This window comes from Thermodesulfovibrio aggregans (assembly GCF_001514535.1).
GTDB lineage: Bacteria > Nitrospirota > Thermodesulfovibrionia > Thermodesulfovibrionales > Thermodesulfovibrionaceae > Thermodesulfovibrio > Thermodesulfovibrio aggregans.
In genome coordinates, this window is sequence record NZ_BCNO01000003.1 from 1 (window position 1) to 14,572 (window position 14,572).

General features: G+C 34.2%; 16 protein-coding genes and 1 pseudogene. 8 read left to right on the forward strand and 9 right to left on the reverse strand.

What is annotated here, in order from left to right; translation table 11 throughout:
• From TAGGR_RS08625 to TAGGR_RS08630, 3 genes are all read left to right on the forward strand, one after another.
• The coding region (locus tag TAGGR_RS08625; RefSeq protein WP_173636695.1) for a transposase at window positions 1-378 on the forward strand (378 nt) is incomplete at its 5' end.
• Window positions 379-498: 120 nt separating this feature from the next.
• Window positions 499-693, forward strand: coding sequence for a hypothetical protein (locus tag TAGGR_RS10830; RefSeq protein ID WP_201783841.1), 195 nt, complete (start codon window positions 499-501; stop codon window positions 691-693).
• Between the two features lie 128 nt (window positions 694-821).
• Complete coding sequence (locus TAGGR_RS08630; protein WP_369688463.1) at window positions 822-1,415, forward strand: mechanosensitive ion channel domain-containing protein; 594 nt, start codon at window positions 822-824, stop codon at window positions 1,413-1,415.
• Between the two features lie 12 nt (window positions 1,416-1,427).
• Here the strand turns inward: TAGGR_RS08630 and TAGGR_RS08635 are convergent, their stop codons facing one another.
• The gene (locus TAGGR_RS08635) at window positions 1,428-3,035 is read right to left on the reverse strand and encodes a TIGR00341 family protein (protein ID WP_059176972.1); all 1,608 of its coding nucleotides are present in this window, start codon (window positions 3,033-3,035) and stop codon (window positions 1,428-1,430) included.
• A 113-nt stretch (window positions 3,036-3,148) separates the two neighbouring features.
• Here TAGGR_RS08635 and TAGGR_RS08640 point away from each other — a divergent pair, with 113 nt between their 5' ends.
• From TAGGR_RS08640 to TAGGR_RS08655, 4 genes are read left to right on the forward strand one after another with little or no spacing between them, the layout of a single operon-like run.
• The gene (locus TAGGR_RS08640) at window positions 3,149-5,386 is read left to right on the forward strand and encodes a trehalose-6-phosphate synthase (RefSeq protein WP_059176973.1); all 2,238 of its coding nucleotides are present in this window, start codon (window positions 3,149-3,151) and stop codon (window positions 5,384-5,386) included.
• A gap of 1 nt (window position 5,387) precedes the next feature.
• Entirely contained in the window at window positions 5,388-6,158 is a 771-nt protein-coding gene (gene otsB, locus TAGGR_RS08645; RefSeq protein WP_059176974.1) for a trehalose-phosphatase, read from the forward strand.
• The gene (locus TAGGR_RS08650) at window positions 6,151-7,545 is read left to right on the forward strand and encodes a DUF5752 family protein (protein ID WP_059176975.1); all 1,395 of its coding nucleotides are present in this window, start codon (window positions 6,151-6,153) and stop codon (window positions 7,543-7,545) included. The genes otsB and TAGGR_RS08650 overlap by 8 nt, the downstream gene beginning before the upstream one ends.
• Window positions 7,538-8,782 (forward strand): glycosyltransferase, encoded by a 1,245-nt coding sequence (locus TAGGR_RS08655; protein WP_201783842.1) that lies wholly within the window; start codon window positions 7,538-7,540, stop codon window positions 8,780-8,782. The genes TAGGR_RS08650 and TAGGR_RS08655 overlap by 8 nt, the downstream gene beginning before the upstream one ends.
• Here TAGGR_RS08655 and TAGGR_RS10710 read toward each other — a convergent pair whose 3' ends face one another.
• From TAGGR_RS10710 to TAGGR_RS08685, 8 genes and pseudogenes are all read right to left on the reverse strand, one after another.
• On the reverse strand, window positions 8,783-8,926 hold the full coding sequence (locus tag TAGGR_RS10710; RefSeq protein WP_161936209.1) for a hypothetical protein: 144 nt from the start codon (window positions 8,924-8,926) through the stop codon (window positions 8,783-8,785).
• Between the two features lie 95 nt (window positions 8,927-9,021).
• Complete coding sequence (locus TAGGR_RS10715; protein ID WP_161936210.1) at window positions 9,022-9,192, reverse strand: hypothetical protein; 171 nt, start codon at window positions 9,190-9,192, stop codon at window positions 9,022-9,024.
• Window positions 9,164-10,294: pseudogene (locus TAGGR_RS08660) on the reverse strand (IS3 family transposase); the annotation flags it as partial. The gene TAGGR_RS10715 and the pseudogene TAGGR_RS08660, both read right to left, overlap by 29 nt.
• Window positions 10,295-10,343: 49 nt before the next feature.
• The gene (locus TAGGR_RS08665; protein ID WP_059176976.1) at window positions 10,344-11,009 is read right to left on the reverse strand and encodes a nucleotidyl transferase AbiEii/AbiGii toxin family protein; all 666 of its coding nucleotides are present in this window, start codon (window positions 11,007-11,009) and stop codon (window positions 10,344-10,346) included.
• Window positions 10,997-11,584: a type IV toxin-antitoxin system AbiEi family antitoxin domain-containing protein gene (locus TAGGR_RS08670; protein ID WP_153000518.1), complete on the reverse strand. Its 588-nt coding sequence runs from the start codon at window positions 11,582-11,584 to the stop codon at window positions 10,997-10,999. The genes TAGGR_RS08665 and TAGGR_RS08670 overlap by 13 nt, the downstream gene beginning before the upstream one ends.
• Before the next feature lie 225 nt (window positions 11,585-11,809).
• Window positions 11,810-12,442: a YkvA family protein gene (locus tag TAGGR_RS08675; protein ID WP_059176978.1), complete on the reverse strand. Its 633-nt coding sequence runs from the start codon at window positions 12,440-12,442 to the stop codon at window positions 11,810-11,812.
• A gap of 187 nt (window positions 12,443-12,629) precedes the next feature.
• Entirely contained in the window at window positions 12,630-12,992 is a 363-nt protein-coding gene (locus TAGGR_RS08680) for a hypothetical protein (RefSeq protein ID WP_059176979.1), read from the reverse strand.
• Window positions 12,993-13,004: 12 nt separating this feature from the next.
• Window positions 13,005-13,208: a hypothetical protein gene (locus TAGGR_RS08685; protein ID WP_059176980.1), complete on the reverse strand. Its 204-nt coding sequence runs from the start codon at window positions 13,206-13,208 to the stop codon at window positions 13,005-13,007.
• A 539-nt stretch (window positions 13,209-13,747) separates the two neighbouring features.
• Here TAGGR_RS08685 and nifH point away from each other — a divergent pair.
• Window positions 13,748-14,572 (forward strand): nitrogenase iron protein, encoded by an 825-nt coding sequence (gene nifH / locus TAGGR_RS08690; protein ID WP_059176981.1) that lies wholly within the window; start codon window positions 13,748-13,750, stop codon window positions 14,570-14,572.

Consider the following 14,572-nt stretch of genomic DNA (forward strand, 5'->3'; position numbering starts at 1 on the left):
TATCTTAGAAAGAAAGATGAAAAGGAATGTCTTTTTGAAGCTAAGAAAATATATAGTGCAGAGAATTTAAGAGAGGCAAAGAGAAACTTTCAGTTATGGGAGAGCAAGTGGGGTAGACTTTATCCTAAAGCAGTAGAGTGTATAAGGAAGAACTGGGAGCAATTGACAGCTTTTTACAAGACTCCGAAGAGTTTATGGAAGAAGTTAAGAACAACAAACATAATAGAGAGGGCATTTAGGGAAGTAAGGCGAAGAACGAGAACTATGAGTTGTTTTAATAATGTTGAAAGTATTGAAAGAATAATTTTTGCAGTGATAAGCCATTTAAACGAAAAATGGAGGAATACACCTATTTATGAATTTACACAAAATTATTGACATTACCTGATTTGTATCTAAAACTTGACCATAATTGACTATAAAATATAAAATTACAACGAAGGAGTCTGTTTATGTCAGAAAGTAACAGCACAGATATAGGAAAAAAATGTAATTAAGATGAATTTTGAAACAGAGCCTATAAGTCATTGGCTTTTTGACCCTACTGTGGGCAAAATTATATCTGCTATTGTCGGTATTTTTCTTATTTTTGTTATAACAAAACTATCTAAAAGATACATAGTTAACAAAATCAAGGATTCTGAAAACAGATATCGTGCTAAAAAGCAACAACTTTTCTTAGCTATGTTGTAACTATTATTGTTCTTGGTGTTATATTCAGTAATAAACTCGGAAACCTTGCAGTTGCTCTTGGTATTGCTGGAGCAGGGATTGCCTTTGCTCTTCAGGAGGTAATTGTAAGCATAGCAGGATGGCTTGCTATTTTAGCAGGCAACTTCTATAAAACTGGAGACCGTGTTCAACTCGGTGGTATTACAGGAGATGTCATAGACATAGGGATTCTAAGAACAACCATTATGGAATGCGGGGTATGGGTAAAGGCAGACCAATACAATGGCAGAGTTGTAAGAGTTGCAAACAGTTTTGTTTTTAAAGAGCCCGTGTACAACTATAGCGGTGATTTCAATTTTTTATGGGACGAAATCTCAATTCCTGTCAAATATGGCAGTGATTACAAACTCGCCAGAGACCTTTTCAAGAGAATTGCCGATGAGATAACCGCAGAATATACAAAAGGTGCAAAAGAATCCTGGGAGGAGATGAAAAAAAAGTATCTTATAGAGGATGCAGCTATTGAACCTATGGTATTTCTCGTGGCAAATGACAACTGGATGGAGTTTACAATTAGATATGTGGTCGATTTCAAAAAAAGAAGAGTTACTAAGAACCTTCTTTACAATCGTATACTTGATGAGATAGAAAAGACAGAAGGACGCATCGCGATAGCTTCCATGACAGTGCATATTGTAGAAACACCAACATTTGAAGTAAAAATTGCCAGAGACTCAAAGTAAACTGTTATATTTTTACTCTACTGATACCTTTATTTTTATCTGTGCCCTATGTGAGGCTTGTTTACTTATAATGGTTTTAATGTTTTTATCGGGAATTCCGTATTCCTTTGTTAATATAGCAGTAATATTTTTTAGCCTCTCTGTTGCAAGCTTTATTCTTTTTTTATAAGGATAAACAGATTCAGGAATTGATTCCAGAATTATCAAAATCTGATTGTTTTCCTTATAAATTTCCCGTAAAGTGAGCAATGATGATTTCATTTCATCTGTAATAGAAGTTTCGCCTTTATCAAAAACAAGAGGTTGGACAAAAGGTGATATTTCAATAGAAAGTTCAACAGGAGTAGATAAATCTGTCTCCAGCATTTTCCTGAGCCATTGAACCTGTTCTTCAGAGATAGGTGTATCTCTCTTTATTTTTAAAGTCAAAAAAATATAAGGTATTTTTTCCTGAAAGCCTATTGAGAAATTGTCCACTCTTGATGGTGATATTATTTCTTCTATTTTGTTAATAGATTTCTTCACTACTGAAAAAATTGCAAGTTTTGACTCCTGTATAATTTCAGGAGAAGTTTTCTGTAAAATTCTGGGTTCTTTAATAGAGATTTCCTTTAAACCACCTGGCTGTACCTTCACCTGCTCAATGTAGAAATGAACTTCATATCCAATTTCTTTACTTATTTTTTCTTCTAATGTTTTTATGTTATCTTGTTGTATGTATTTTGTGGTATTCACTGTTGCATAAAGGTCTATGGAATTAGTCTTTTTTTGTAAGTTAAAATATGAAAGTCTTGAAATTCCCGGTTTATCAAATTCCTGCTTTAAAATTTTCTCTATATTCATCCTCAATTTAATATCTGTAACCGACTTATAAAGTGTATACATAAGCGGTATTGATATTATAAACAAAACAATGGAAAGATATGTAATCCTTCTTTTAAGGGCTGAAATATCAGCACCTGTTATTGTGCGGGGTTTAAATCCATACAGAAGAAACATGATACAGGTAGAAATAATAATTGCAACTGCATTTGTAAAAAAGAGCCCGAAACTGCTCGATGCTATTTTAAAACTTCCTATTCCGATCCCAAAACCTGTAACACTAAGAGGTGGTATAACAGCAGTAGATATAGCAACTCCAGAAGCAATAATTATGTAATTCTTTTTGGTACAAAGTGCAACAGCACCTGCCATACCAGCTAAAAAGGCAATCAAAAGGTCGTAAAAATTTGGACTCGTTCTGCTGATAATTTCTGAGGTTATGTTTTTCAAAGGTAAAAAAATTGTTACTATTGCAGCAATCACTATTGTGAGGAAAATGCTCAAAATTAATTTCTTTATAGATTTCCACCAGATATTTTTCTCTCCACTGATAAAGGCATAACCAAAACTCAGAATAGGACCCATAAGGGGTGATATGAGCATTGCACCAATTATTACTGGTGCACTATTCTGTATTAAACCGAGCAAGGCAATAAGATTGGCAACAATCAGAAAACCAAAATATCCTACGGATATTTCGCTTTCTTTAACTATAGTGTTGATTACTTCTTCATGATTTATCTTTGAAGCATTTCTCTCAATAAATTTCTTTACTAGGAATTTTATTTTTTTATACACCTACGACTCCTGTTATTTTTGCTATAGCTATATGATAAACACAATTTATAAGATTATGTAAAGTTAAAATTATAAACCCGAAATTGCCGACAAAAAATTGTTATAATATTTTAATGAAATTAACTCTCAGACTTATTTTATCTCTTTTTATTGGCATCACCCTTGTTGTAGCAGTTTTCTCATGGATTCAGATAAACAATGAAAAAAAGCAACTTCAGGCAGACATTGAACGAAGAAGCATCATTTTAGCAGAGAGTCTTAGAGAGTCTGTCTCAACTCTGATTGAAACAGCACAGATAGAAAGATTAAATCGTCTTGTAGAAAAATTTGGTAACCGGGAGAGATTAAAAGGAGTTGCTGTTTTTGATGCATCAGGAAATATCATTTCTTCAGACTCTTTTATCAAATCACATATTTCAAAAACTCCTGTTGAGGTTGTTAATGTTCTTGCTGAAAAAAAACCCAAATCTAATTTGATAAAGATTGAAAAAGAAAAATTTTATATTTATGTAGTTCCAATATTTTCAGATGCCTTTGAAGAAAAACCTCTCATCGGTGCTTTAGCACTATTTCAGGATGCTTCATATATTGATATAAGACTTAAAGAAATGTGGAAACAGAATATTCTTCGTCTGCTGGCTTTAACTATTTCAATTGTGACAATCTCTCTTCTTGTAATTAAATGGAACATTACAGGTCCTGTTGCTCGTATGGCTGAATGGCTTAAGGAGTTAAGAACAGGAAAAATTAAAAATCCTCCCTCTGATGTGCCTGTTAAGGGAGATGTTCTTGCTCCCCTGGCAAATGAAGTTACAAATTTAATTAAGACGCTATCAATGATTAAGGCAAAAGCTGAAGAGGAAGAAAGATTTAAAGCAGTTACAGACTCCCTGTGGACTGCTGAAAGACTCAAGGAGTTTATCAGGATGGAATTAGGAGATAAAAAACTATTTCTTATTTCAAACAGAGAACCCTATATGCACATAAGAGAGGGAGAAAACATAAAGTGTGTTGTTCCTGCAGGAGGACTTGTTACAGCCCTTGACCCTGTTATGAAAGCCTGTGATGGAGTATGGATTGCCCATGGAGCAGGTGATGCGGACAAAGAGGTGGTTGACACAGAAGACAAAATAAGAGTGCCACCTGAAAAGCCTTCCTACACATTAAAAAGGGTCTGGCTTACAAAAGAAGAAGAGAAGAAATACTACTACGGATTTTCCAATGAAGGACTCTGGCCTCTCTGCCACATAACCTATGTTAGACCTGTTTTTAGAAAGGATGACTGGATTGAGTATCAGAAAGTTAATGAAAAATTCGCCAATGCCCTTCTTGATGAGATAAAAGATGAGGACTCACCTCTTGTTCTTGTTCAGGATTATCATCTTGCCCTTGTTCCCCTTTTAATAAAGCAAAAAAGACCTGATGCAAAAATAGCTCTTTTCTGGCATATTCCATGGCCCAATCCTGAAGTCTTTGGTATCTGTCCCTGGGCAAGAGAGATTCTTATCGGTATGCTTGGTGCTGATCTGATAGGCTTTCATATTCAGTTTTACTGCAACAACTTTCTTGATACTGTTGACAGGTTCCTTGAATCAAAAATAGACTGGGAGCATTTTTCAATTGAACGAAGAGGACAGATTACCACTGTAAAGCCTTTTCCAATAAGTGTAAGTGTTGAGGATTTTTCAGATAATTTTGAAAATAAGGCAGAACTAAAAGTAAAACTTCTTAAAGAACTCGGAATAACAGCAGAACATATTGGAGTGGGTGTTGACAGAATTGATTATACAAAGGGAATTCTTGAAAGATTTCTTGGAATTGAGAGATTTCTGGAAAAATATCCCCAATTTATAGGTAAATTCAGCTTTATACAGTTTGGCTCACCAAGTAGAACTCACATAAAGCAGTACAGAGAAATCATGGATGCTGTTGAAGAAGTTGCAGACAGGATTAACTGGAAGTTTCAGAGCAACAACTACAAACCCATAATATTTCTAAAGGGATATCATTCCCATTCAAAAATTATACCTTTTTATAAAGTAGCAGACATCTGCATGGTAACCTCTCTTCATGATGGAATGAATCTCGTAGCAAAAGAGTTTATTGCATCAAGAGATGATGAAAGCGGAGTTCTTATTTTAAGTCAATTCGCAGGCGCATCCCGTGAGCTTAAAGATGCTATAATAATCAATCCATATGATATTGAAAGCATAGCAGATGCAATATATGAGGCTTTAATAATGGATGAAAAAGAAAAAACGGAAAGAATGCGTAAAATGAGAAGTTTTATTCAGGAAAGAAACATATATCGCTGGACAAGAGACCTTATTGCAGCACTGGTAAGGCTTTAAAATGGCAGAGTATCTTTTTCATTCAAACTGGATTGAGCTCATAAAAGGAAGGGACATATTTCTCTTTTTTGATTTTGATGGAACTCTTGTTCCAATAATGAAAAATCCTGATGACTGTTATTTATCCGACAAATTAAAAATAATTCTTCAGCAGCTTAACAACAAAATAAAAATCGGGATAATAAGTGGCAGGGACTTGAAGGATTTACGAAAGAGAATCTCAATCAGAGGACTTTACTATTGCGGAAGTCACGGTTTACAGATAGAAAGCCCTGAGATAAAATATATTAATCCAGATGCTGAAAGGCTAATCCCTTATATAAATGAAGTTTACAGAAAGTTTAAAAAATTGACTGATAAATTTGCTGGAATGCTGATTGAAAAAAAAGAGTTTTCCTTTACAATTCACTATCGTCAGGTAAAGCCTGAAAAAAGGAAAGAGCTGAAAAAACTATTTTTTGATATGATCAGCAAATATAAAGGTAACTATATAAAAGTCTTGAATGGAAAAATGGTTTTTGAGATTTTACCAGCAGTTAACTGGAATAAGGGCAGAGCGGTTTCATTTTTGGCAAATAACTTTCAAAACAAACACTACCCAGTTTTCATTGGAGATGACATTACAGATGAGACAGTATTCAGTGAAATTAATGATAGGGGATTGACCATCAGAGTTGGAAATTCAAAAAAAACAATGGCAAAATATTTTATCAGAAATCAGGGTGAGGTTTATAAATTTGTTACAATTATGAATGAGGTCTTAAATGTTTGAATGGTTTGAAAGAAACTGGTTTACCCTTTTTGTTCCGCTGACAGTTTTTGTCTCATTTGTAATCTTAGCTTTCTTTATAAGGTTCAAATTCTCTAAATATATTATTGACAGACTTAAATCAGTAAAGTGGGCTGGTAAAGAAATATTAATTTCAAATCTTGCAATCATAATTTTTTACTCTATTTTAATCCTTGGGGCCTATACAGCAGTAGAACTCTCACCAATTAAGGGCAATCTTTATATTATTATCTGCAGAGTTCTTATCACAGTGTTCCTAATATCTTTAACTTATGTTCTTTTTAGAGCAGGTATGGGAATTTTAAACCTTTACTCCCAAAGTATTAAAAAACCTCTTTTAAAACCCTTTCAAAGGCTTAAAAATGCAATGATTATTACTTTTATTACTGTTGGAATTTTGATATTATTTGAGATATGGAAGTTTCCCACCACTCCTTTTATTATTTTTATAATTCTTGCCTGTGCAATAGCTTTTTTTGCTCTAAGAGAAAATATTTCAAATTTTATTGCAGGTTTTGAAATTATAAACGGTGAAATAATCAAAAAAGGAGACTATATTAAACTTGAATCTGGTGAAGAAGGTAGTGTTTTAAATATTACATGGAGGCATATTGAGATAAAAAGCTTTGATGAAAAAATAGTAATCATACCCAATAGCAAAATTGTCAAATCCAAGCTTGAAATACTCAGAAAACCACCCAAAAAAGCAAAAGAACCATTCAGATTTTATACAAGACTTAATTCAAAGGAACTTACAGGATTAAAGGCAAGAAATCTAACTGAACTATTGAAATACATAAAAGAAGTGCCTGATTCTGTTATTTTCTATCATACTCATGATTTTATTGAAGAGTATCACTATCTTATTCCTCAGCCATCAAATGAATTTGCCCTATGGATTGGAAATGCTTTGGGATTTGAAGCTCTTGCTGAAAAGCTTTCTACAATTGATATTTTTGAGTTCTCAAATATTGGAGAAATAAGGAAGAGACTTTCTGACATAATTGAGGAATACATCAACAATAACCCCAGCGATAAAAACTGTGAGGAAGGTGAGGAGTTCCACTTTATTAAATCTATAAGTGTAATAATGCCAACACCTTATATTGCCCATGATTTAAGAGAGTTTGTTCAGATTTTGAAGTTTATAAGTCCCAATTCATTGTTTTTTCATATATATGAAGCAAAGTTAAGAGTTGGTAAAATCGCCAACGATTTTTCTCTGTGGCTCAGTGAAAGTCTTGGTGAAGAAAAACTTGCAGAGGCTATTATGAGCATAGACCCCTATATGCATACAATTGAAGGTATAAGAAGTCAGATAATTTCCATAGTTGAGAGTTATCTTGACACGGAGGTAGCAGTTGGATAAAGATTTGCAGGTTAAAAGACCAAAACTCAGAGATTACGAACCAATAATTGGCAAATCATCACTTGAAGAGTTAAAAATTCTTGCAGACAAACTTTCAGGCAAAAGCATTCTCAATATAAATTCCACCTATATTGGTGGAGGAGTTGCTGAGATTCTTGCAAGAATGGTTCCTTTTCTTAATGAATTGGGAGTAGATGCAAAGTGGAGTGTAATTAAGGGAGACAACGAGTTTTTCAACATTACTAAAAAGTTTCATAACGCCTTGCACGGCAAGAAAGAGGAATTCAAAGACAGCGATTTTGAGTATTTTCTTGAAGTAAACAGAAAAAACTCTGAGGAGCTTGATTTTTCAGGAGATATAATTTTTGTTCATGATCCTCAACCTGTTGCCCTAATAAAAAAACGAGAACAGGTAGGAGAAAAATGGCTGTGGCGATGCCATATTGATGTTTCAAAGCCTGACGAAAGAGTGTGGAACTTTATCAAAGATTATGTTGAACAGTATGATGCATCTGTTTTTTCCGCTCCAAACTTTGCCAAGATGCTTAAAATCAGAATGTTCCTGATTTATCCATCCATAGACCCTTTAAGCAATAAAAATAAGGAGCTATCAGATGAACAGATTAATGCTGTTCTGGACAAATACGGAATTGACAGGAAAAAACCTATAATTCTTCAGGTTTCACGATTTGATTATCTTAAAGACCCTGTTGGTGTGATAAAAGCCTTTGAAATGGTGAGAAAAACAATTCCCTGTCAGTTAATTCTTGCTGGCGGAACAGCCACTGATGATCCTGAGTCAGATAAAGTTTTATCAGAGGTTAGAGAAGTAGCAGGTAAAAATCCCGATATACATATACTTCTTCTTCCACCAGACAGTGACATAGAGATAAATGCTTTGCAGAGGGCAGCAACAGTGATTGTGCAAAAATCAATAAAAGAGGGCTTTGGTTTAACAGTGACAGAGGCATTGTGGAAGGGTAAACCCATTGTTGCTTCCGCTGTTGGAGGAATAATGCTTCAAGTGAAGCACAAAATCACAGGCATGCTATGTCATTCAATAGAGGGAGCTGCCTATTCAATAAGAACACTTCTTACAAATCCAGAGTTTGCACGGTGGCTCGGGAAAAATGGGCATGCCCACGTAAAGCAAAACTTCCTCATAACAAGGCATCTCAAGGACTATCTGCTTCTTTTCCTTTCCCAGTATTATAAGGATGAGTTGATATATCTGTAATTAAATCTGAAAACAGAATACTGTATTTTCAAGGCTTGTGTATTCCTTTGTTTTGCCCGTTCTTCTCATTCCTGTTATAACAATGGCTTCAGGAGAGAAAATAAGAGGTGCAATCTTATCAAAAATTTCTCGCCACTTTATCATAATTATAGTTTAAAAAAGTAGTATAATATTTTATTCAGAAAATGTCAGATTTAATCTTGGTGTAATAGTCAAGACTTGGTCTGACATTTCGGATTTTATATCTCTTTTCCTAAATTATAACCTATCATTTTTTCCTTTGCAAGATGAATAGTATCTCTAAATGTTTGCATGGGTGTTTTTCCATTGTACTGCACCCCAATTTTGAGGACACTTTTTAGCCTTTCAATTTGTAGAGCTTTAAGCAACATTTCTTTTTTGCTCTTCATAGTATTTTAACTCATACTCCTCTGGAGATAAATAACCCAAAGCACTGTGCACATAAAGCCTATTGTATTTCCCTATCCATTCACTTATCTTTTCTTTTGCTTCTTCAAAGCTTTCAAATTCATTAAGCCAGATTAATTCCTCTTTAATTGTCCTCATCACTCTTTCAGTATCAGCATTTCCCTTCGGATTGTCGTAGGATGTAAATATTTGTTCAATTCCAAGCACTGCCATATCATTCATAAAAGCTACAGATGTAGGCTGACTGCCATTGTTACTGATTAGTTTTAATCCACTGCAACGCACTCCTTCAGGAAATTCAACCTGTAATGCCCTATCTAAGGCTTCCCTCCATTCAACTGTCCTGCCCCTTAATGATACTTCGTGTCCTACTATTTTCTTAGTATACCAGTCAAGTACTACCACCAGATATACCCATCCTACAGAGAGTATCATAAATTTTGTCATGTCTATTCCCCAGTACTGCTTGGGTCTCTGAGCTTTAGGCTTCCTTCTTTCAGTTTTTCTCTTTGCTTTGTGAATTGGCTGTACCACAGTCAAACCATTCTCTTTCATTATCTTTCTTACTGCCTTATGATTAACAATAATTCCTTCCCTGTGCCTGAGCCAGGCTGTTACTCTTCTATATCCCCAAAATGGATGCTCTGTCTTTATAGCTTTAATCCTACTGCACAGTTGCACTTCTCCAATCCTTTGTGCTTGCTTATTTTCTTTTGTTCGGTTAAAACTGTAATATCTGCTTCTTGAAAGCCCAACAGCATTACAGCAGTCTTTTAATGTATAACCCTGTTTGCTTAGTTCTTTTACCAATTCTACTTTCTCCCTAACAGTTCTTCTGTTTTTTTTTAATATCTCTATCTGAATCGCCTGTTTGCCTATTATCTTTTGAAGTTTTTCTATCTCTGCTTTGTAAGCCTTATCTTCAAAACTTCCATTTACTAAAGCTTTTTTGCCACCTTCAAGAAATTTGTCCCTCCAACGATAATAAAGAGCCTGGCTGATTTTGTGTTCCCTGCAAAGTTCAGCTACTGATTTACTGCCTTTGATTCCTTCTAAAACTATTGCCATTTTTTCTTCTGCTGTCCATAGGGTTCAGTATAAAAATTCCTCTTTAAGTGCTTTACATAGGTCCTTATTGTTGAATTAAACCTTTAATTTTCATCACAAGAATTTTGAAGTTTTCGCTTGCAAAATATTTTCTATCTTCAGCCTCAAGGATTGAGCCAAGTTTAACCTTATAGTCAGACTTTTTGAAAGACGCAATAATCTTAAGCATCTCTCTTAATTCTTCCTCAGTTGCCTTAAGTTCTATCCCTCTTTTCAAAAGAAACTCTATGTCAAAAACATCCCTTATCTCTTTTCTTTGTAAAAATGCCTCTATCTTTGATTTCATCACTTCATCAAGAGCAAGAGTTCTTACAAGAACCTGTTTGTTTGAATATCTGCTGTAGGCAATTGAGGTTTCTGTTTTAACTTTTTCTATTCTCTTCCTTATCTCAATCTTTAGACTTCCTGGATAGTCTCGTGATTTTATCTCAAAGAGCATCGTATAAAATTTGTTCTCTGCGTCTTTTACTGTGTAGTATGTTTTTAGAAATTCACTTAATTTATTAAAGTAACTCTCAAATTCAATTTTTTTATAAAGCCAGAAACCAAGGTCTAAGGAATATCTGTTTAATCCATAACACAGCCTCAGCATTGTTCCACCTGTGAAAATTAAAACATCAAGAAACTTTCCACTTTTAAGCCTATCTAAAACCTCTATCTCAAACTGCTCCTGTTTGACTAAATCCTGCATTTTCTCTTAACCAATTTAATTGTCTTTTCTGGAAAGTTTTTAAGCAATTCATCTATCTTTTTAACATCAAGCTTTGACAGGTCAATTGAGTCAAGGTCAAAGGAGTACTTCCCAAAAGAATATAGATACATGGCATCTAAAAAAGCCTTTTCTTTTGTAGCTATGAAAATGTCATCCATCTTTACAAAATCAAAGTACAATTCCTTTTTAAGCTTGTAAAAGTAAAAGTTAATACTGTCAACCTCATATTTTGCCGTTCTTTTTATACAGACTGATTCAAAAAATCCTCTCTGTACCTGAGTGGTAACTTCATAAAAGGAGAGTGCTGTCATCAAAGATATGTATGAGGGAACCTGAAGAAAGTTAGCTATTGTTAGAAGTTCCTCTAATTTTAATCTTTCCCATTTCTCTCTTAATAGATAAAAGTCTTTTTTGAGCCTCACAAACAGACCGCTTTTTACATATCTTGTACAGAGTACCCTTGCTGAAGCTTCTTTAATATGCAGGACATCAGCCACATCTTTACTGCTGAAATAAAGTTTTTCATTGAGTAACTTAATTGCATGATATTTCATCAGGAATATATTATTAACATTTTTGTTAATTATGTCAACTTTATAGTTGCAGTTGGTTGGGTAAAATTTTTTAACTGTCTTTATTATTTAATGATAATAAAGCAAGCTGACAGCAACAGTAAGAAGTTTTATAGCTCTTATAACTTTTACTCCAGATTGTTTCATAGTCTTCACAGTAAGTCTCCTTTCATGATGTGAAATTTTTGATTCGTATTATTCCCGGATTTATTCAAACCCTGTGTTACTTAGCAACTTTTTCCATTCCATATATTTCTTTAAATCATCTTTAACAAGCTGCCAAATAAGATATAGCACAGCAATGTCGTCCATAAATCCTACAACTGGCATAATATCAGGTATCAAATCAATGGGATTTAAAACATAGAGCAAAACAAAAACCATAGCCGTAATAGTCCACTTCGGAACTTCTGTATACTTTCCCTCGCTGTAATCTCTAATCATAGAAAGGAAAACTTTAAACTTCTCATACTCTCTTTTTAATGCTTTATTTTGCAGGATTTTCTCCTTGAGTTTGGAGAGATTTTCAAAGAGAGCTTTAATTAAATCTTTAAGAACTTCCATATTCAGCTTTATCTCACCAAGGATTGCCTCTAAGAAAGTGACCCTTTCTTTCCGTACTACTTCATATTCTTCTTCCTGTTTGTATTGGTACTTGCAGTAGGGGCAGCGAGGAGGACTTATCTTTAAATCAATCATTCTGGAAGGAGGAAAACAATCAGAAATACGTATATGCAAAAACTTTAAATCTGTAAATTCCTTTCCGCAGTTTTTACATTTAATTACTAACTTTTTAACGGGTAAACAAATATTTTGGCTTATTATACCCAATGTTTTCATAATTACACCTCCTGAAGTTTTACTCATTTAGGGAGTTTAATTTTATTTTATACAACACAGCATGACAGCATTATGTCAGTTTAATAATTTCAGCAGTAGATGCTTTTTTGATTAAGTCTTTGTTCTCCATTTTTTAAAGACTCCAGAGACTTATTTTCAATCTTGCAAATAGAATGCTCAATCGGAGTTATTGATTCTTTTTTTCTATAACCTCAAGTTTTACAAAAATTTTTATGTTTCCTTCATCCCTTTCAATCCTTATCTGATTTACTTTTTTACAGGAAAGAATTAAATCAAGAATCTCAGCAGTGGTGTTTTCCCTTTTTAATATTGACTTTTTGTATGTTTCATAGAGTATCCACCATTGATTAACTCCGTATGTGTGATAAAGGGGTAGCTTTTCAGCTTCAATGGCTGGATAGGTTTTAAAGTATTTATCTTCAATGTATTTTCCCGCTGGCAGGATAATTACAAAGTCTCGTTCCTGCTCAATGCACTTAATGATTTTTTCTTTGCAGTCTGTCTCTGTAATTTTTATTACTCTATCCATGGTTTCACCTTTTTAGACCTGCTCAATGTTTAACCATTTCATCCACTGTCCGCAGTGTTGCATCCCTCTTGTTTCTTTTCCTCTGTAGGATGAACGACTTGCCATGCAGATTCCCATTTCATCAAAGTGTATGACCTTTTTTGATGTAAATTGCCTTGCACCCATCCAATACTGACAGGTGGCACATACATTTGAGTTTACCCCCACTGTCGGCATATATAACTCCTTTATGTTGTTTTGATTTCATTTTACCAAACCCTCTATGACAGCATGTTGTCAAAAAGAAAACTGAGATAATTAAAAAAGCGGACTAATCATAAGATGGAAAAAACGTGAAAGATCGAATTGCTTGTTGATAGCTTGCTTTGAGGATCTGAAGGTCTGTTTATCACCATTAGCTTTAATTCTTTGCTTAGGAGAAACTCTATCACATAATAAGCTTGTACTTTAATGAAGGTCTCATCTAAATTTAGTTTTCTCCATAATGCTTCAAATGCAAGTATCTGCTAAAGTATGTATGTGTAAAAATCAAAGGGTTAGATTTTATGTAAGGGTTAAAAATCCTCTCTAACTTTCAAAATCAAAAATAAACAATTCTGTTTTAATATTCAAAAATGTCACATAATAACTACAAAAATGTAACAAAAATTGGTTTATCATCATAAAAATATTTATTTTTCAATGGGTTAGTTCTGGCATATAAAATGCATATCAAAGATATAAATACAAAAAATAAAATTAACTGGAGGTTAAAGATGAGGCAGATTGCTATTTATGGAAAAGGTGGTATAGGTAAATCCACTACCACTCAGAATACTGTTGCTGCCCTTGCAGAGGCAGGATACAAATGTATGATTGTGGGTTGTGATCCTAAGGCAGATGCAACAAGGCTTATACTTCACAGAAAAAGTCAGTCAACGGTAATGGATCTTGCAAGAGAAAGAGGAGCTGTGGAGGACCTTGAGCTTGAGGAAGTCTTACTTGAAGGTTATAAAGGTGTTAAGTGCGTTGAATCAGGAGGTCCTGAACCCGGTGTTGGTTGTGCCGGCAGAGGCGTTATTACAGCAATCAATTTTCTTGAGGAAAATGGTGCATATACCTCTGATCTTGATTTTGTTTTTTACGATGTTCTTGGTGATGTTGTATGCGGTGGATTTGCAATGCCAATAAGAGAGGGTAAGGCAAAGGAGATATACATAGTTACTTCAGGTGAGATGATGGCGATATATGCGGCAAATAACATATCAAGAGGTATTCTCAAGTATGCTCAAAGTGGAGGTGTTAGACTTGGAGGACTCATATGTAATTCAAGAAAGGTGGACAAAGAATATGAGCTTGTTTCAGAATTTGCTGAAAGACTCGGGACTCAACTGCTTCACTTTATTCCAAGAGACAACATAGTTCAGAGGGCAGAACTCAATCGTATGACAGTAGTTGAGTATTCTCCCGAACATCCTCAGGCTGATGAATACAGGACTCTGGCAAAGAAAATAGCAGAAAATAAAAATCTATGCATTCCAACGCCTCTTACAATGGACGAACTTGAGGAATTACTTACAAAATATGGATTTTTAGATTAA

Bases quoted from the DNA above. Each gene is read 5' to 3' on its own strand.
- TAGGR_RS08675 (WP_059176978.1), bottom strand. From the start codon at position 12,442: ATGAAAACATTGGGTATAATAAGCCAAAATATTTGTTTACCCGTTAAA.
- TAGGR_RS08670 (WP_153000518.1), bottom strand. From the start codon at position 11,584: ATGAAATATCATGCAATTAAGTTACTCAATGAAAAACTTTATTTCAGC.
- TAGGR_RS08640 (WP_059176973.1), top strand. From the start codon at position 3,149: ATGAAATTAACTCTCAGACTTATTTTATCTCTTTTTATTGGCATCACC.
- TAGGR_RS10830 (WP_201783841.1), top strand. From the start codon at position 499: ATGAATTTTGAAACAGAGCCTATAAGTCATTGGCTTTTTGACCCTACT.
- TAGGR_RS10715 (WP_161936210.1), bottom strand. From the start codon at position 9,192: ATGAAGAGCAAAAAAGAAATGTTGCTTAAAGCTCTACAAATTGAAAGG.
- TAGGR_RS08650 (WP_059176975.1), top strand. From the start codon at position 6,151: ATGTTTGAATGGTTTGAAAGAAACTGGTTTACCCTTTTTGTTCCGCTG.
- TAGGR_RS08665 (WP_059176976.1), bottom strand. From the start codon at position 11,009: ATGCAGGATTTAGTCAAACAGGAGCAGTTTGAGATAGAGGTTTTAGAT.
- TAGGR_RS08680 (WP_059176979.1), bottom strand. From the start codon at position 12,992: ATGGATAGAGTAATAAAAATTACAGAGACAGACTGCAAAGAAAAAATC.
- otsB (WP_059176974.1), top strand. From the start codon at position 5,388: ATGGCAGAGTATCTTTTTCATTCAAACTGGATTGAGCTCATAAAAGGA.
- TAGGR_RS10710 (WP_161936209.1), bottom strand. From the start codon at position 8,926: ATGATAAAGTGGCGAGAAATTTTTGATAAGATTGCACCTCTTATTTTC.
- nifH (WP_059176981.1), top strand. From the start codon at position 13,748: ATGAGGCAGATTGCTATTTATGGAAAAGGTGGTATAGGTAAATCCACT.
- TAGGR_RS08685 (WP_059176980.1), bottom strand. From the start codon at position 13,208: ATGCCGACAGTGGGGGTAAACTCAAATGTATGTGCCACCTGTCAGTAT.